Origin of the sequence: Oscillochloris sp. ZM17-4 (assembly GCF_019599295.1) — a bacterium.
GTDB lineage: Bacteria > Chloroflexota > Chloroflexia > Chloroflexales > Chloroflexaceae > Oscillochloris.
Map to the genome: position 1 here is coordinate 1 of NZ_JAIEWN010000031.1, position 16,484 is coordinate 16,484.

The 16,484-nt window shown below is 66.4% G+C and carries 12 protein-coding genes, 1 tRNA gene and 2 rRNA genes; 7 read left to right on the plus strand and 8 right to left on the minus strand.

What is annotated here, in order from left to right; genetic code table 11:
- The 3 genes from K2Z83_RS19340 to rrf all read left to right on the plus strand — a co-directional run.
- Positions 1-383, plus strand: a 23S ribosomal RNA gene (locus tag K2Z83_RS19340); the annotation flags it as partial.
- Between the two features lie 59 nt (positions 384-442).
- Positions 443-517: transfer RNA gene (locus K2Z83_RS19345), tRNA-Met, on the plus strand.
- Positions 518-519: 2 nt separating this feature from the next.
- A 5S ribosomal RNA gene (gene rrf / locus K2Z83_RS19350) occupies positions 520-635 on the plus strand.
- 97 nt (positions 636-732) lie between these two features.
- Here rrf and K2Z83_RS19355 read toward each other — a convergent pair.
- Positions 733-972: a PspC domain-containing protein gene (locus tag K2Z83_RS19355; protein WP_220596833.1), complete on the minus strand. Its 240-nt coding sequence runs from the start codon at positions 970-972 to the stop codon at positions 733-735.
- A gap of 272 nt (positions 973-1,244) precedes the next feature.
- Between K2Z83_RS19355 and K2Z83_RS19360 the strand changes: the two genes are divergently transcribed.
- A complete protein-coding gene (locus tag K2Z83_RS19360) occupies positions 1,245-1,562 on the plus strand; it encodes a helix-turn-helix domain-containing protein (protein WP_220596834.1) in 318 nt (105 codons plus the stop codon).
- Between the two features lie 3,763 nt (positions 1,563-5,325).
- On the opposite strand, the gene K2Z83_RS30050 is transcribed toward K2Z83_RS19360, so the two are convergent.
- From K2Z83_RS30050 to K2Z83_RS19385, 4 genes are all read right to left on the minus strand, one after another.
- Positions 5,326-6,531 carry a cytochrome c gene (locus K2Z83_RS30050; RefSeq protein WP_370650221.1) on the minus strand — a complete coding sequence of 402 codons (1,206 nt, stop codon included), beginning with the start codon at positions 6,529-6,531 and terminating at the stop codon, positions 5,326-5,328.
- Between the two features lie 58 nt (positions 6,532-6,589).
- Positions 6,590-7,093 carry a ubiquinol-cytochrome c reductase iron-sulfur subunit gene (locus K2Z83_RS19375; protein ID WP_220596835.1) on the minus strand — a complete coding sequence of 168 codons (504 nt, stop codon included), beginning with the start codon at positions 7,091-7,093 and terminating at the stop codon, positions 6,590-6,592.
- A gap of 88 nt (positions 7,094-7,181) precedes the next feature.
- Positions 7,182-8,519, minus strand: a complete 1,338-nt coding sequence (locus K2Z83_RS19380) for a cytochrome b N-terminal domain-containing protein (RefSeq protein WP_220596836.1) — start codon at positions 8,517-8,519, stop codon at positions 7,182-7,184.
- A gap of 93 nt (positions 8,520-8,612) precedes the next feature.
- Positions 8,613-9,539 carry a DUF2202 domain-containing protein gene (locus tag K2Z83_RS19385; RefSeq protein ID WP_220596837.1) on the minus strand — a complete coding sequence of 309 codons (927 nt, stop codon included), beginning with the start codon at positions 9,537-9,539 and terminating at the stop codon, positions 8,613-8,615.
- 220 nt (positions 9,540-9,759) lie between these two features.
- On the opposite strand from K2Z83_RS19385, the gene K2Z83_RS19390 reads away from it, so the two are divergent.
- Together K2Z83_RS19390 and K2Z83_RS19395 are read left to right on the plus strand one after the other, a co-directional pair.
- Positions 9,760-11,193, plus strand: coding sequence for an NAD(P)/FAD-dependent oxidoreductase (locus tag K2Z83_RS19390; protein WP_220596838.1), 1,434 nt, complete (start codon positions 9,760-9,762; stop codon positions 11,191-11,193).
- Between the two features lie 326 nt (positions 11,194-11,519).
- The gene (locus tag K2Z83_RS19395; RefSeq protein WP_255604278.1) at positions 11,520-12,797 is read left to right on the plus strand and encodes a hypothetical protein; all 1,278 of its coding nucleotides are present in this window, start codon (positions 11,520-11,522) and stop codon (positions 12,795-12,797) included.
- A 59-nt stretch (positions 12,798-12,856) separates the two neighbouring features.
- On the opposite strand, the gene K2Z83_RS19400 is transcribed toward K2Z83_RS19395, so the two are convergent.
- Positions 12,857-13,690 carry a DUF2085 domain-containing protein gene (locus K2Z83_RS19400; protein ID WP_220596839.1) on the minus strand — a complete coding sequence of 278 codons (834 nt, stop codon included), beginning with the start codon at positions 13,688-13,690 and terminating at the stop codon, positions 12,857-12,859.
- 125 nt (positions 13,691-13,815) lie between these two features.
- Between K2Z83_RS19400 and K2Z83_RS19405 the strand changes: the two genes are divergently transcribed.
- A complete protein-coding gene (locus K2Z83_RS19405; RefSeq protein ID WP_220596840.1) occupies positions 13,816-14,073 on the plus strand; it encodes a HypC/HybG/HupF family hydrogenase formation chaperone in 258 nt (85 codons plus the stop codon).
- Positions 14,074-14,089: 16 nt separating this feature from the next.
- Here the strand turns inward: K2Z83_RS19405 and K2Z83_RS19410 are convergent, their stop codons facing one another.
- Positions 14,090-14,599, minus strand: a complete 510-nt coding sequence (locus K2Z83_RS19410) for a HyaD/HybD family hydrogenase maturation endopeptidase (RefSeq protein ID WP_220596841.1) — start codon at positions 14,597-14,599, stop codon at positions 14,090-14,092.
- A 92-nt stretch (positions 14,600-14,691) separates the two neighbouring features.
- Entirely contained in the window at positions 14,692-16,431 is a 1,740-nt protein-coding gene (locus K2Z83_RS19415) for a nickel-dependent hydrogenase large subunit (RefSeq protein WP_220596842.1), read from the minus strand.
- Positions 16,432-16,484 lie beyond the last annotated feature (53 nt).

A 16,484-nucleotide genomic window follows, 5' to 3' on the forward strand; every position in this document is an offset into this window, starting at 1 on the left:
CATCCTGGGGCTGGAGTAGGTCCCAAGGGTTGGGCTGTTCGCCCATTAAAGCGGCACGCGAGCTGGGTTCAGAACGTCGTGAGACAGTTCGGTCTCTATCCGCTATGAGCGCTTAGAGCATTGCAGGGAGCTGACCCTAGTACGAGAGGACCGGGTTGGACGAACCGCTGGTGGAGGAGTTGTGGGGCGTCCTGCAGGCTCCGTAGCTATGTTCGGAAGCAAGAACCGCTGAAAGCATCTAAGTGGGAAATGCGCCCTAAGATGAGTGCTCTCACCGCTATAGGCGGGTAAGACTCCCGGAAGATTACCGGGGCAAGCGGCCAGGACTGGACGCGTGGCGACACGTGCAGGTTACTGGTGCGCAGAGTCGAGGGCTTCCCTGCCCACTGTTCTGCGGTGGGCCTGGCAGTGATCAGCAATCAGAATGTATGATTTGGTACGACGCGGCGTGGAGCAGTGGCAGCTCGTCGGGCTCATAACCCGAAGGTCGCAGGTTCGAATCCTGCCGCCGCTACCAATCTGTGTGTGGCTTGCGCGTTGGAACCACCCCGTCCCATCCCGAACCGGGTCGTGAAACATCGCAGCGCCGATCCTACTGGCGGGGCACCCGCTGGGAACCTAGGTCCATGCACAGTACAACTAACCAAGCGCCCGCCCCACAACGTGGGGCGGGCGCTTGGTGTTTCTAACGATGATCCTTCACCCACGCGCATGCGCTCGCATCGGCGACCGTTACTGCTGGAGCGGCTGCCCAGTGTAGGGGTCGTAGCGTGGCACCTCGGCGGCCGGCTCCTGCGGCATGATCACCCAGAGGATGAGGTAGAGCGGCAGGATCGCGCCGTGGGTGATGAAGAAGAGCAGCACGAAGACCAGGCGGGCGATGGTGGCGTCTACGCCAAAGTATTGGGCTAGGCCGGCGGCCACGCCGGCGAACATCTTGTTGCTGCGCGAGCGCTGGAGCTTGGTGTTCATTGGGCTGTGTCCTTGTATCTACAGCGGGCCTCGGTCGCCCGCGTTGTTGTCCGTGCTGCCCACTATGACGCTGGATGATGGCCAGGTGTTGCATGAGTGATGTGTACTAAACTCACCTAATGTAGTATACTGGGCCTGCTTCGGCATTAGCACCTACACCGACCTGCCGGCCGCCCAGGTTGATGCGGCAATCCAGTTTATACAAGCGCAGTACCGGTCGCTGACGGGACAGGAGCTGCCCGCCGTGGAGCAGGCCGAACTGGAGGGACTCGATGGATGATCGCTCGGCTGCGCTGATCCACGATCTTGGGCGGCGCCTCTTCCAGGCCAGGGTGGCGGCCAGATTGACCGTGCGCGAGGTGGCCCAAGCGATCGGGATCGACCACTCGATGATCGTGCGCTACGAGAACGCGCAGTCCATCCCGCCGCTAAATCGGCTGATCGCGCTGGCCGACCTCTATCGCAACACCCCGGCGGCCCTGCTCGCTAGCACTGATGCCGCCGCACCGCTGATCGCCGCGATCGACCAGGCCGACGCGCGAACGCTCGCGCTGCTAGCGCAGGCCATGAGCGCTGCGCATGACGGATAGCGCTGTGATAAGCGCGAGGCGGATGATTATTGTAACCATTGCACGTAGCGAAAATACCCGCCCTGCAGCCTCCCCGTGCATCCTAACGCCAAGACATGAGCAGTAGGTATCGAATCCGCCGCATGAAAACCTTGACAGCCCCGCCCCGCCAAGCTACTATAGTCGCTATAGAAACAGATGATCGCCGGGGGTGTCCCCGACGATCATCATGAGGTATCGCTCGTATCTGATCGATCCGCGCCCCCCAGGGCGCTCGCCTAACTGGAATATCGCGCGCAGACGGATTGCTTCCGAACGCCGAGGACATGCACTAGGCCCCCGACCCCACAAGCCTGCAAGCAAGTGGTCGAGAGCCATTACAAGTCCAACGCGTTTGACGAAGCCAGCTTTTCGCTGTCTCCATTCTGACTATATCCTAGCAGCCGTGCTCAATTCTGTCAAGAGTTTTTTGAGCAGTGGAGAGAAGGTTTTTATCCTTTTTCTCTCCTCGGCCGCGTGACAGGGCCACTATGACTACTCCAGTCCAGCTCACCGGCATCCCGCCGCTCCACCTGGCCAGCCGCGCCAAGCAGGAGTACGCCGGCGCATGCCCCTTCTGCGGCGGCGACCACCGCAGCGACCGCTTCCGGGTCTGGCCCGCTCAGAACCGCTACTGGTGCCGCCAGTGCAACGCCAGCGGCTGGCTCGACGCCCTCGCCGGCGACCGGCCCCAGCCCAGCCTGCCGCCGCAGCCCAAACGAGCGCCGCAGCGGGCCACCCCGTCGGCCAACCCGGCCCACGTCGCCCGCTACCGCGAGCTGTACGCCGCCGTAGCGCTCTGGGCGTATACCAAGCTCTGGGAAGCGCACAACCCCGAGCCGCTGGACTACCTGCGCCAGCGTGGCCTCGCCGACACGACGATCGGCGCCGCCCTGCTCGGCATCACCCTGCGCGACCCCGATGCCCTGCCCGACTTTCTGCGCCGCGAGCACCCCGAGCTGCTGGCCTACGCCGAGGCTGCCGGCGTACTCACCCGCTCCAACGGCGTCCTCCAGGCCCACCCCAACCTGCGCGGAGCCATCCTGCTGCCCTACATGGCCGATGGCCAGATCGTCGACCTGCGCACCCGATCCTTCCCCGGCAAAGGCTACCGCTCGCTGCCCGGCGGCTACAGCGAGCGCGGAGCCACCGCACCCTTCGGATGGGACAGCCTCGACGGCAGCGACACCGTGATCATCACCGAGGGCGAGCTGAAGGCCCTGGCGGTCAACCAGGCCTACCGCGCCGACCACCTCAGCGCGCCGGCCATCGCCCACCCCGGCCTGAGCTACTGGCGGCCCGAGTGGGGCGCTCAGCTGCGGGCGCGCGGCGTCACCACCGTCATCTTGGCCTACGACAGCCAGCCCCGACCGACCAAGGACGGCCACACCCAGCTGGCCCCCGAGGAGATCTATAGTATCCGCCACGGCCTGCGCATGGCCGAGGACGGCCTGCAGGTGCGCGTGCTGCGCCTGCCCCTGGCCGCCGACGCCGACAAGGCCGACCTGGACGCCTTCCTGCTCACCCACCGCCCGATCGAGCTGGAGCGGCTGCTCAGCGCCGCGCCCAGCCTCGCCGACTACCACGCCAGCCTGCCGCGCACCCTGCTGCGCACCGCCAAGCTGCCCGAGGCCTGCGCCTACCCGCGCCACCGCGCCCGACCGCGCCCGATCGCCGCAGCGCCGATGCTAGACGCCCCGGCGGCCACCACCCTCGCCGAGGCCCGCGACTCCATCCCCCAGCAGGTCCACGACCACGCCGCCGCCGGCAGCGGCTTCCTGGTGCTCGCCCACCCGCCCGGCGTCGGCAAGGGCCACGGCACCACCGCTGGCCTGAAGCTATGGCTACGCGAAGACCCCGAGGCCGGGCGGATCGGCTGGACCGCCCCACGCAAGGATCAGCTGCACGACCAGCAGGGGCTAAACCTCATCGCCCTGCACGGGCGCAACCCCGGCAACTGCCAGCGGCACCGCGAGGCCAGTACCCTCAGCGCCAAAGGCTATGGGGTGCATGAGACCCTCTGCCTGCGCCGCTGCCCCTTTGTCAGCCACTGCGCCTACCTGCGCCAGTTTAGAGAGGAAAATGACCACTTCGCCCCTCAACCGATGCTCCAGGCCCTCGGCTGGTGGGAGCAGAACGGCATCATGGTGCTCGACGAGTTCGACCCGGCCCAGCTCACCCGCATCGTCACCCTCGACAGCCGCGACCTGGCCGCCATGAGCGCTGGGGCGAATGAGTCGAGCGCCCAGGCCATCCTGCGCTGGCTGAGCGGCCTGCTGATCGACAGCGGCGGGCGTGCCCTGCGCGGCAGCACCCTGCTCAGCGCGCTCGATGCCGCCGCCAGCCGCGAGGGCCAGCCGTTCGCCGCCACCCTCCGGCGCGCCATCGCCGCCCTGCCCCCCGCAGAAGACCAGGCCATGCTCCCCGGGCTGCCCACCGGCGCGACCCTGGCCGACTACCAGGCGCTGCCGCCGGCCCACCTGCCGACCCTGCTGAACCAGCTGGATCACGAGGCCCGCATCCTGCTGATGGGACGCACCTTCACCAGCCGGCTAGAGCTACGGGACGGCACGCTGACCATGCTGCTCCGCCACGAGCAGCTGATCGCCCAGCTGGCCCGCCCCGAGCAGCCCAAGGTGCTGCTCGACGCCACCCTCACCCCCGGCCTGCTGGAAGCGATCTTCCCCCACACCCCGATCCAGACCGTCCAGCCGCACATCCCCATCCCCGGCACCGTGCGCCAGGTGATCCGCAGCGACTGGGCCAAGACCACGCTGCGCGGCGACCGCACGACGGCCTGGCACGACGCGGTGGCCGCCCAGATCCGCCCCGGCCGGCGCACGCTGGTGGTCTGCACCCTGGACTGTGAGGACGAGCTGCGCCAGGCGCTGCAGGCGCGCGGGCACACCGGCGTGGAGCTCGGCCACTTCGGCGGGCTGCGCGGCTCCAACCAGTACGCCGGGGCCGACGTGATCGTCGCCCAGGCCTACCACCCCAACCTGGAGGGCATCCTGCGCGAGGGCCGGGCGCTCTTCGCAGATGACCGAACCCCGCTCGATGAGCGCATGATCATCGCCGAGCGCACCCTGCGGGCGACCGACGGCACCAGCTGGGCGGTGGAGGTGACGACCTTTGCTGACCCCCGCCTGGCCGCCCTGCTAGAGCGGCGGCGCGAGGCCGAGCTGACCCAGTGCGCGCTGCGCGGGCGGCCCTTCGACCACCCAGAGAGCCAGATCACGCTCATGTTCAGCATGCCACTGCCCGGCCTGCCGCCAACCACCATCAGCGCCCCAGAGCCAGGGCCGACCAGCGGCGGCGGGCGACGGCAGGCCAGCATCCAGCAGCTGATCGCCGCCGGACAGCAGCTGATCGCCGCCGGACAACAGCGGATCACCGTCGACCAGCTGGCCAAGGCAGCTGAGGTCAGCGTCGTCACCGTGCGCGTTCACTGGCAGACGGTGGCGGACGCGCTCGATATGCAAACCACGCAGGAGACCATGACCACGCCGGGAAGACGCAGCTACCAGCGGGCCGTGCTGACCATATCGGGTACACCAGATTCCGCAGCACCAACCGGAAAAAGCACAGATCAGGCAGATAATAAGGATCTTATTACGAGCCTGATCTGTGCTCCTGAGCCAGTATCAGCGATGATTGCCACTGATAGCGCTAGCGATGGTGCTGTGTCCATGCGTGAATCTGGCGCATCTGTGAGCGATCCTGGTCATCGTCGCTCTGATGATCGCTACTTTCCGCCGCCAGCCCAGGGAGGTGGGCCTCCCCCCCTCCCACTGCTGCTGCTCTCAGGAGCCGACGCACCGCTCGGGTCGGGCGTCGGGGTCGCCCGCATCCACGGCGGCCCCCCGCCGCCCTGCTCAGTACCGCGCGGATTTGCCACATTCGGAGCCGTCGCCTCAAGCGAGCGAATATACGTGACGATAGCGCCGATCTCCACGCTGGTCAGCCGGTCGCCGAAGGCCGGCATGGCCGAGCCGGGGCGCTGGCCGCCCTGGACAATCGCCAGCGTGATCGCCGCGTCATCTTTGCGGCTGAGGAACTGCTGGCTGTTGATCGCCGGCCCGATCCCGCCGGAGCCCGCCTCGCCGTGGCATGAGGTGCAGGTGGAGGTGAATAGTCGCTCGCCGAGGGCTAGCACCGCCTGCGCGTCGCCCAGGTCGATCTGCACGGGCACGGGCGCGGTAAGGGCGACCCCCGCCGCTGAGATCTCGTCCCAGTGCTGGAGAAATGCTACGACCGAGGTGATCTGGTCTGGGTCGAGGGTCTTGCCCCAGGGGGCCATCATCGTGCCGGGCACGCCCTCGGTGATCGTGCGCGCCAGGGTTTCGGCATCCTTAGCCCTCAGTTCGGGCGTGTTCAGGGCCACGCCGAGGGATGATCCACCGCCGCTCACGCCGTGGCAGGCGGTGCAGTTCTCGGCGAAGATAGTGAATCCGGCGCTCCATGTGGCCCCTTCGGGGCCGAGGGCGTTGATGACATCGATCTGGCCTGGCTCGACCGCCGGGGCCGCCAGGGTGGCCGGGATCAGCCCGCGCTGCGCGGCGAGCTCACGCACCTGCGGCCAGTCCACGTAGCGCACCAGGGCCACCAGCTGGTCGATCTGGTAGTCGTTGAGCATGCCGCCTTCATCGCTGTGCCAGCCGACCATCGCCGTACCGTAGCGCCCGCGGGCGATCGTCTTAAAGAGCGTGTCGTAGTCCATCGTGCGCAGCCCATCGCTCGCGAGGGGCGGGGTCGCGCCGATGCCCTCACCCGCCGCGCCGTGGCATGTGGCGCAGTACTCCACATAGATCGCCGACGCGTCGCCCAGCGCGTCGGTGCGCAGATCCTCTTGGGCCAGGGCCATGCGCTGACCCTCGCGGGATCCGTAGATCGCCAGGGCGATGATCATCACGAGCAGGGCGACAAACCCCGCCCCAAGGTAGCGTCTCATAATCGGTGCCCCCAACGGAATTGCAGATTGCAGATTGCTTCAAATCTGCAATCTGCAATTAAACATAGACCAGCTGCTCGGGCGCGAAGCTGTCGCGCTGCTGGGCCTTTGCGGTGTCCACCATCAGCGCGCCGTCGCTCACCGTGATCGGGTAGGTGTCGAGGGCACGCGGGGCCGGCGGGTTCTGCACATCGCCGATCAGGTCGAAGTGCGACCCGTGACAGGGGCAGGCGAACTGCCCGTCGGCGGCGTGCCAGCTGACCGCGCAGCCCAGGTGGGTGCAGCGACGTGAGACGGCCAGGAAGCCGCCGTCGGCCGCGCGGGCCAGGAAGAAGCGCCCGTCGGGGAACTCCGTCACCGAGCCGGGCGGGAAGCTCTCGGCCGGGCCGACCGCGACCACCCCGCCGAACTCACCATCGACCCGGCGCGGGGCGAGGAACTGGAGGGCCATGCCTCCCGTCTGCAGCAGGCCGATGAGCCCGAGCGCGCCCGCCCCCAGCGCTAGGAAGTCACGCCGGCTGACTGCCTCATTCTGCTTCGGTTGTGGTGTATTTTTCGCCAAAGCCTACCTCACCTCTTTGCCAACACAGATTGCAGATTGCAGATTGCCGGAGTCCGGCAATCTGCAATCTACAATCTACAATCTGCAATCAGAACGGCCACACCAGCGCCATGTTCGGCCCGCGGAACCAGATCCCCACCGCCGTGAGCACGACGAGCGCGACCATCACAAAGCTGAACAGGCCGACGAGCGCCTCGCTGTGGCGGGCGCGCAGCCCGCGCCGCAGCCCCGCGTAGATCCCCGCGAGCCCGCCCAGGGTGAGCAGCAGCGGCAGCAGCCCGTTCGATATCAGGGTCGAGGTGGGCGCCAGCAGGGCCGGCAGATCTAGCCAGAGCTCGTCGACCAGCACCAGCAGCGGCGTCAGCACGATGGCGAGAGCGGCACCAAGCAACCCGGCCATACGACCGGTGGGCGAGCGGAAGTAGACCCCCTCATCGGACGAGTCGCGGTCCCAGAGGGGCAGGACGGCCAGGCCGAGCAGGCCGATCGCAGCCAGGGCCAGGGCGGCGAGCGGGTGCATGTGCAGCAGCAGCTCCTGCACGCCGAGAAAGTACCAGGCTGCCTTGGCCGGGTTCGGCGGGTGCGCCGCGTTGGCCAGCGCCTCCAGCGGCGCAGGCACGGCCATGGCAAAGATCAGCAGCCCGGCCAGCGTGATCAGCGCCACGCCCAGCTCGGCGGTGACAAGGTGCGGGATAGTGGTCAGCCTGACCACCTGCTCGCTCTGGGGCGGGATGGTCACGCCACCGTCCTTGCGGACGCGCCAGAAGTGGTAGGAGAGGCCAAAGATCAGCACCACTGGCAGCAGGGCGACGTGTAGGGCGTAGAAGTTGCGCAGGGCGGACTGGCCCACCTCCGGGCCGCCGAGCAGAAAGTCGCTGACCATTTGGCCCACCAGGGGCACGTAGGTCAGCAGGCCGGTGCCGACGGTGATTGCCCAGAAGGCCAGCTGGTCCCAGGGCAGCAGGTAGCCGGTGAAGTTAAAGGTCAGCACCAGCACGAGCATGCCCAGGCCGACCACCCAGTTCATACGGCGCTCGCCGCGGAACCCGCCGGCGGCGAAGACCCGGACCATGTGCAGCACGACGGTGATCATGAGCAGGTTGCCGGCCCAGTGGTGGATGCCGCGCAGCAGCGACCCGAAGGGGATGACTGTCTCCATGGCCTGCACGGCCGGGTAGGCCCGCTCGATGCTGGCGTCGTAGCGGAACATCAGCAGCACGCCGGTGATGATCAGCAGCACCGACAGCAGCGCCGAGATGCCGCCAAGCCCCCAGGTGCGGCTGAAGCGCAGGGCGGGCGCCGGGACGCGGGTGGGGTGCAGGTGCAGGACGATGTTGTTGGCCACCGCCCGCATGCGGCTACGATCCTCGGGCGGCGGGGCGCTGCGGTAGCGCAGGCGGTCGATCATCGCGTTGAGCCAGGACATCGGGGGTTCCTTGATTGCAGATTGCAGATTGCAGATTGTAGATTGTAGGCAGCGAACAAATCTGCAATCTGCAATCTACAATCTGCAATGGGTTCAGGAGCAGCGCTGGAAGGCCGTCAGGTGCTTGTCGAGTGAGGCCGCCTGAAGCTGCTCGTACACTCGCACGATGTCGGCGCGGTCGGTGCTGACGAAGAGCCGCGTGTACAGGTCGGCGTTGACGATCTCGGCGTCCACGCCGGCCGCGCAGGCCTCGCTGACGCTGGTGAAGCTGGGTGCCTGCCCGACCCAGGGGTTCTCTGCGGGCAGCGGCAGTCCGTAGACGTTGAACAGCGTCTCCAGGCTGCTGATGTGGCCTGCCTCGGACTCGATGATGCTGGCGAAGGGCCGCACATCGCCGAAGTCGCTGATCACCTGGTCGTACACGGCCCAGGCGTGGTACTCGTCGTTGAGCGCGAGCAGCAGGCCGTTAATCTCGTCCGCGCTGAGCGGGCCGCTGTACTGGCTCATGTCTGTCTCACAGATCAGGCAGGGCGTCTCGGGCAGGTTGGATGGTGCGATCACCACTGGGGCCGTTGGCGGGCCGCCCTGGCCCTGGTTACCCTGGCCCTGGTTACCCTGGCCCTGGTTACCCTGGCCCTGGTTACCCTGGCCCTGGTTACCCTGGCCCTGGGTGCCCTGGCCCTGGGTGCCCTGGCCCTGCGCGCTCTGGTTTGTGTTGCCCTGGGTGCCCTGGCCCTGGGTGCCTTGGCCCTGCGCGCTCTGGTTTGTGTTGCCCTGGGTGCCCTGGCCCTGGGTGCCTTGGCCCTGCGCGCTCTGGTTTGTGTTGCCCTGGGTGCCCTGGCTCTGGGTGCCTTGGCCCTGGGTGCCCTGGCCCATGCCCGCCCCAGCGGGGGCGCTCTGCTGGCTGGCGGCGGCTACCGGGGCTACTGGTGCTGCGCTCGTCGTCGTGCTGGCGGGGGCGGCGCAGGCACTAAGGGCCAGGCCCAGCGCCAGAGAAGAAATAATTATTGCGCGTCGCATAGCGATCTCCTTAATGGGTCTTCGTGTGTCGTGAGTGATTGTCCACTCTCACAGTACCAGCCGATGGTGGAGATCCTATGGAGCCCCGGTGGAGGTGTGCGCCAGCTCGCCCGCGCCACGCTCGCGGCGAATAACCTGTAACCTGTCCACCGTGGCCAGCATCACATAGCTAGCGCATAGCATCAGCATGCGCATGTTGTGTTGGCACAAGGAGGTGTCCATGGCTCGAGTCGTGATCATCGGCGCAGGGTTCGCCGGTCATACCGCTGCCCTCTACCTGGGATCGAAGATCGGGCGAGAGCACACGGTCACCGTTGTCAATCGCTACGACTACTTCGGCTTCGTGCCCTCGTGGGTCTGGGTTGGTGTTGGGACGATGGCCCCGGGGAAGACCACTATTCCGCTCAGGCCGGTGTATGACCGGATGCATGTTGGCTTTGTCCACGGCTCTGTCACCGAGGTACACCCGGACGACCGCTATGTGATGGTGAGCCGCCAGAGCGGCGGCGGCCCCGAGCGGCTCGACTATGACTACCTGCTGATCGCCACTGGCCCGAAGCTGAACTTTGCCGCTACGCCGGGGCTCGGCCCGTCTGCGGGCCACACCACCTCGATCTGCACCCTCGACCACGCTATTGAAGCCCGCGATCGCTACCTAGAGCACGTGCGCCGGCTGGAGAAGGGCGAGCGGCAGCGCTTTGTGATCGGCACCGGCCACCCCGGCGCCACCTGCCAGGGTGCCGCCCTGGAGTACATCTCCAATATTCACAAGGATCTGGTCAAGCGTCGTCTGCGCGACCGGGTCGATCTGGTGTACCTCTCGAACGAGCCCGCCCTCGGCGACTTCGGCGTGGGCGGGCTGCGCGCTCGCTTCAAGGGGAAGCTCACCACGAGCGAGGAGTTTATCGGCGCGGTCTACAAGGAGTACGGGATCACGTCGCTCGTCCAGCGCGGCGTGCATAAGGTCGACGATACGCAGATCCACTGGGAGGACTACGCCGGCAACTATGGCGAGACCAGCTACGACTTCGCCATGCTCATCCCGCAATTCACGGGCCAGTCGATCAAGTACATCGGCAAGGGTGGCGAGGATGTCGCCGACAAGGTCGTCACTCCGGCCGGGCTGGTGAAGGTGGATGCGATCTATGGGCTGGACTACCCGACCCTACGGGGCAACCCAGAGGCCTGGCCCGCCACCTATCAGAACCCGAGCTACCCGAGCATCTTCGCGGCGGGGATCGCCTTCGCGCCGCCCGGGCCAATCTCGACCCCCCACGTCACCAAGAATGGCACCTCGATCAGCGCCGCCCCGCCGCGCACCGGCATGATCGCTGGCGTGATCGGTCGCATCACCGCCTTCAACATCGCCGACCTGGTGACGAGCGGGGCGATGCATCACCGCGAGCGCATGACTGAGATGTTCGCCGCATGTGTGGCCTCAATGGGCGACTCGCTCTGGGACGGCGAGGCGGCGACGATCTTCATGCACCCGGTGGTCCCCGACTATCGCCGATTCCCCCACAGTGACGGGCGCGACCCCTCCATCACCCATATGGAGCTGGGCACGAGCGGCGCATGGATGAAGCGCATGGTCCACGAGACCTTCATGCACAAGTTTAGGGCTCGCCCAGGCTGGACGATTATCCCCGAGTAGCGAGAAAGAGGCGCACCAATGCAGATCACTGAGAAAGATCGTTTCTGGATGGGATTCAAGCCCTTCCAGCTCTGGCGGTTCATCGTGCTCAACCTGAAGATCCTCAAGGCGGTGAACCACAGCAAGCGGGCATGATGCCGCGGGCGGGGGCGCAGATAGAGCCTGGGTGCGATAGGGGCAAATCCCTGGTCGTGCCCAGGCTCTATTTTGGTTGAAATAGTCGATTTACCCAAGAGACAACCAAAATACTGTGTAACTCCTGTCAGATATGGTGCATCTGATGTGCGAAGGGTTTAAGTGACCATTGCACAGAGGAGAGACACTGTATGCTCGGCTTTGCGACACGCTGGTTTGGACTGCGCCAGAATCTGGGGACGCGCTACAACCCGCTCTATTTTCTCGCCGCCCTCGGCAACGGTGGCATGGCCGTCGCCTTCTTCATCTGGCTCAACTTCCTGATTCCGCACCCGAAGACGCCGATCATTACCTTTGATGGGATCGCCGCCTTTATGAGCGGTAGCTCAGCGCTCGCGCAATCGCTCACCATCGTCGCTATGGCGATGATCATCTTCTTTGCCGTGCGACACATCCGGCTCCTGCTCTGGAATCTCCGCGAGTACAGCCACTACAAGCAGACATCTGCCTACCTCTCGCTGCGCGAGACCAACGCGGCCATTGGCCTGATGAGCCTGCCGCTGACTCTGGGGATGACGGTCAATGTGATCTTCGTCCTGGGCGCCGTCTTCGTGCCTGGTCTGTGGAGCATCGTCGAGTACCTCTTCCCGATCTCGCTCACCGCACTCTTCGGCGTTGGCGCCCTGGCCATGTATACCTTTCTCAATATTTTCGGGCGCGCCCTGGCCACCGGCCACTTTGACTGCACGCGCAACAACAACCTCAGCCAGCTGCTGGCCGTGATGACCTTCACCATGGTTGCGGTGGGCCTGGCCGCGCCGGCGGCGATGAGCACGGTGCGGGCCACCATCGCGGTGAGCATCCTCGGCGCGCTGTTCTTCCTCGGCGCTGCGGCGCTGATGGGGATGGTTCTCCTCGTGCTTGGCTTCCGGGGCATGCTCGAGCACGGCCTGTCCGTCGAGGCCGGGTCGAGCCTCTGGACGCTGATCCCGATCCTGACGCTTGCCGGCATCGCCATGGTGCGGATCACCCACGGGCTGCATAGCGGCTTCGAGGCTCACACCGAGCCGGCCAGCATGTTCATGCTGACTGGCGGTATCGTCAGCCTCCAGCTGCTGATCGGCCTAATCGGCTACGCCGTGCTGCGCCAGGTGGGCTACTTTCGCACCTACCTCTGGGGCAAGGGTCGCAGCTCCGGCAGCTTCGCCCTGATCTGTCCGGCAGTGGCCCTGTTCGTCTTCGGGATGTTCTTCGTCCACCTCGGCCTGGTGCAGACGGGCCTGATCGCCAAGTTCTCTCTGGGCTATTTCCTCGCGATCGCACCCTTCGCGGCGGTGCAGCTGCTCGGGATCGTGGCGATGACCCACCTGGAGAGCAAGCTGCTGCGCCCGGCGCACCCCGCCACCGCGCACCAGGAGGATCACGCCCACGAGGAGGCCACCGCCAGCGCAGATATCGCCACCGCGTAGGGACAACCATGTCGTAGAGACGGCGAAGGGACGCAGCACGCTGCGTCCCTTCGCCGTCCCTACGGCACCATCAGCGGCGGCAGGTAGCCGCCCAGCTCAAGCCAGAGCCGGTAGCGGGCCAGGGCGATCAGGAAGGTGATCGCGAGGATCAGGCCGATGGCCGCCGGGTGAGCCAGCTGGCTCATGCGGGTGACTCGCCCGCCCAGGCCGAGGGCCAGGCTAGGGATGAGCATCATTACGACGGCGAGGTTGCCGACCACCCCGACTGTCACCAGCAGGGCCAGGGGCACGGAGAGGAGTGGCGTATCGAGCGCCAGCGCCCCCACGATCAGCGCATCGATGGCCAGCACCACCCCCAGATCGCGCCAGCCGCCCAGCGCCCGCGTGTCATCCTCCACATCGCGGCGCAGGGCCGTGTTCAGCACCAGCAGCACCACTAGAGCCAGCCCGACCCCCGCTCCCATCCCAGTGAGCAGTCGCAGGTCGTTGCGCGGCTCGTAGGCGTGGGACAGCCCCATCTCGGCCAGGGTTGAGTTCAGCCCATCGGCGGCCATCAGCAGGAACATGCCCAGGATGGACAGGCTGACCCGCAGCGGCGGCAGGCGGCCCGCGCGCCAGCGCCCGCGCGCCGCCACCACCCCCAGAGTCGCCAGGTAGCTCAGGTACATGCCGCTGTCTCGCGCGCAGAGCGGCAGCTGGAACCCGCCCGCGACCAGGTTATGGGTCTGGGCGCAGATGCCGTGCAGGGCGAGGTAGAGGGCGCGCTCAAGCGAGACACCCGGCATCAGGGCTGCCCCCAGGGCCAGCCCGATGCCCATACCGAGCAGCGCCGCCGTCCAGCGACGCTCGGCGGGCGTGGCCATGTCGCCCCGGCGGCTGAGTGGCATTTCCATGTGTCTCCTCCGCCTTTCGTATGTCACTGAGATAGGTTGAGCGCAACCAGGAGTTGCAGACATGCATCACCCTCAGTGATGCGCGGTGATAGGATAGGGCAATTCTAAAGATTGTGGAGGACGTCATGTGCCTTGGAGTTCCCGGCGAAATTGTGGAAATCATGCCCAATCCCCTCGGCATGACAATGGGGAAGGCCAGCTTCGGCGGCATCATCAAGGAGGTCTGCCTCGCCTACACTCCCGAGGTGCAGGTCGGCGACTATGTGATCGTCCATGTGGGCTTTGCCATCAGCAAGGTGGATGAGGAAGAGGCACAGAAGACCTTCGCGTACCTGAGGGAGATGGGCGAGCTCGCCGAGCTTGAGGTTACGCAGCCGGAGTAGCACTGACCGAATATTCTCAGACGTCGATCCGCTTACGCTCGTCGCTCCAGTCGCACGCCGTCAGCAGGCCCCAGCCGGTCAGGACGTCCCTGGCTCGGGATAGCACGGCGGGCAGCGTGGCGGCCACGGTCGGGCTCAGCTCCAGGCCGAGGGTCATGTCGGCGGGCTGGACACCGATCAGGTGTAGGTTTGGCGGCAGTCTGCCGCGCATGTTGGCCAGGCCGAGCACCTCCTGGAAGGTGATCTGGTGCTGCGAGAGCTTTACCCCGGCGTAGAGCGGGATCTCGTCGCGGCGCAGCTCGATCAGCGTGCCCGGCGCGCGTCGGCCGTCGGCCGCGTCGAGGATGAGCAGGTGCTCGCACTCCTCGACCATGCTTAGCAGGCCCAGGCCGATCGTGCCGCCGTCGAGCGCCTCGACGCCCGCGGCGGGGCCGAGGTGCGCCTCCAGGGCGCGCACCGCATGGACGCCTAACCCCTCGTCGCGGTTCAGGATGTTGCCCAGCCCGAGGACGATGCTACGGCTCATATCATACGTTTCCTGGAGGGGCGCAGCAGCAGCTACCTATAACTTATGCCACTCGCACTCATCTGGTGCTGCTGCCTGCGCCCTTACGTACATCATACCCCACACACGCTCAACCCCACCGCGACATCGCCCAGATCCTCGCCGCCGGCGTCGGTCAGGTGGATGGCGCAGGCCATGCACGGGTCGAAGGAGTGGATGGTGCGCAGGATCTCCAGCGGCCACTCGGGCTTCGCCATCGGCGTGCCGATCAGCGAGGACTCGTAGGCCCCCAGCTGGCCCTGCGGGTCGCGCGGGGTGGCGTTCCAGGTGGTCGGCACGACCATCTGGTAGTTGGCGGTCTTGCCGTTCTCGATCACGATCCAGTGGCCCAGCGCGCCGCGCGGCGCTTCCATGAAGCCGAAGCCCTTGGCGCTCGCCGGCCAGCTGATCGGCTCCCACTTCTCGCTGTTGAATGTCTTGGTGTCGCCGGCCTTGATCCGCGTCACCAGGTCGTCGTAGGTCGTGCGCAGGGCGTCGCTGAAGACCTTGGTCTCGATCGCGCGGGCGGCGGTGCGGCCCAGGGTCGAGATCAGCGCCGAGGCCGGCGCGTCCAGCGTCTTTAGGGTCAGGTCAACGAGCTCCTTGGTCTGGGCGTGGCCGGTGGCGTACATCGCCAGGACACGGGCCAGCGGGCCGACCTCCATAGGCGTGTTGTTCCAGCGCGGGGCCTTCAGCCACGAGTACTTGCCCTCGACGTTGAGCTGCTCGTAGGGCGCCTCGGGGCCGGTGAAGTTGAAGGTCGTCTCGCCCTGCCATGGGTGTAGGCCGATCTGGTCGCCGCCCTGGTACTGGTACCAGGAGTGGGCGATAAACTCCTGCATCATGCTGGCGTCGTTGGGGTCGGGCTCGATCAGGTTGTTCAGGTCGCCGCCGAGGATGGCCACCCGCGGCACCATGAGCGTTTTCAGGTCGCGGATATCTCCCGATGGGAACTCGCCCCAGGTTAGGAAGTTGCCCAGCCCGCCGCCGATCCCGGCGTAGTCCTTGTAGAAGGGCGCGATCGCCAGCACGTCAGGCAGGTAGACCTGGTCGACAAAGGCCTGGATCTCTTTGATCGAGTCGTCGATGATCGAGAGCCGCTCGGCGTTCAGCGCGGTGTCGCTGTCCAGGTCGATCGGCATGGGCACGCCGCCGACGACGAAGTTCGGGTGCGGGTTCTTGCCGCCGAAGATGATATGGATCTTCGTGGCGCGGGCCTGCCAGTCGAGCGCCTCAAGGTAGTGGGCCACCGCCATCAGGTTCACCTCGGGCGGCAGCTTGTAGGCCGGGTGGCCCCAGTAGGCGTTGGCGAAGATCGAGAGCTGGCCGCTGTCCACCACGGCCTGGATCTTCTTCTGCACATCGGCGAAGTAGCCCGGCGAGCTGTTCGGCCAGGGCGAGATCTTCTGCTGGAGCGCCGAGGTGGCCGCCGGGTCGGCCTTCAGGCAGCTCACCACGTCCACCCAGTCGAGGGCGTGCAGGTGGTAGAAGTGCATCACGTGGTCGTGGACGTACTGCTGGGCGATCATCAGGTTGCGGATGAGGTTGGCCGCCGGCGGGATGACGATGCCGAGGGCGTCCTCGACCGAGCGGATCGATGCGAAGGCGTGGACGGTGGTGCAGACGCCGCAGACGCGCTGGGCGAAGACCCAGGCCTCGCGCGGGTCGCGCCCGTTGATGATCGTCTCGAGCCCGCGCACCATTGTGCCCGACGAGTAGGCGTCGCGCACCATTCCGTCCTCGCCCAGCTCCACCTCGATCCGCAGGTGGCCCTCGATGCGGGTGATCGGGTCGATAACAATTCGTTTGGCCATAGTAGTCTCTTCTCGTTGGGGCGCAGCAGCGCCGCGCTGCTGCGCCCTTACGC

Coding starts and splice junctions, on each gene's coding strand:
- K2Z83_RS19355 (WP_220596833.1), bottom strand. CDS start 972: ATGAACACCAAGCTCCAGCGCTCGCGCAGCAACAAGATGTTCGCCGGC.
- K2Z83_RS30050 (WP_370650221.1), bottom strand. CDS start 6,531: ATGAGACGCTACCTTGGGGCGGGGTTTGTCGCCCTGCTCGTGATGATC.
- K2Z83_RS19415 (WP_220596842.1), bottom strand. CDS start 16,431: ATGGCCAAACGAATTGTTATCGACCCGATCACCCGCATCGAGGGCCAC.
- K2Z83_RS19405 (WP_220596840.1), top strand. CDS start 13,816: ATGTGCCTTGGAGTTCCCGGCGAAATTGTGGAAATCATGCCCAATCCC.
- K2Z83_RS19360 (WP_220596834.1), top strand. CDS start 1,245: ATGGATGATCGCTCGGCTGCGCTGATCCACGATCTTGGGCGGCGCCTC.
- K2Z83_RS19380 (WP_220596836.1), bottom strand. CDS start 8,519: ATGTCCTGGCTCAACGCGATGATCGACCGCCTGCGCTACCGCAGCGCC.
- K2Z83_RS19385 (WP_220596837.1), bottom strand. CDS start 9,539: ATGCGACGCGCAATAATTATTTCTTCTCTGGCGCTGGGCCTGGCCCTT.
- K2Z83_RS19390 (WP_220596838.1), top strand. CDS start 9,760: ATGGCTCGAGTCGTGATCATCGGCGCAGGGTTCGCCGGTCATACCGCT.
- K2Z83_RS19410 (WP_220596841.1), bottom strand. CDS start 14,599: ATGAGCCGTAGCATCGTCCTCGGGCTGGGCAACATCCTGAACCGCGAC.
- K2Z83_RS19395 (WP_255604278.1), top strand. CDS start 11,520: ATGCTCGGCTTTGCGACACGCTGGTTTGGACTGCGCCAGAATCTGGGG.
- K2Z83_RS19400 (WP_220596839.1), bottom strand. CDS start 13,690: ATGGAAATGCCACTCAGCCGCCGGGGCGACATGGCCACGCCCGCCGAG.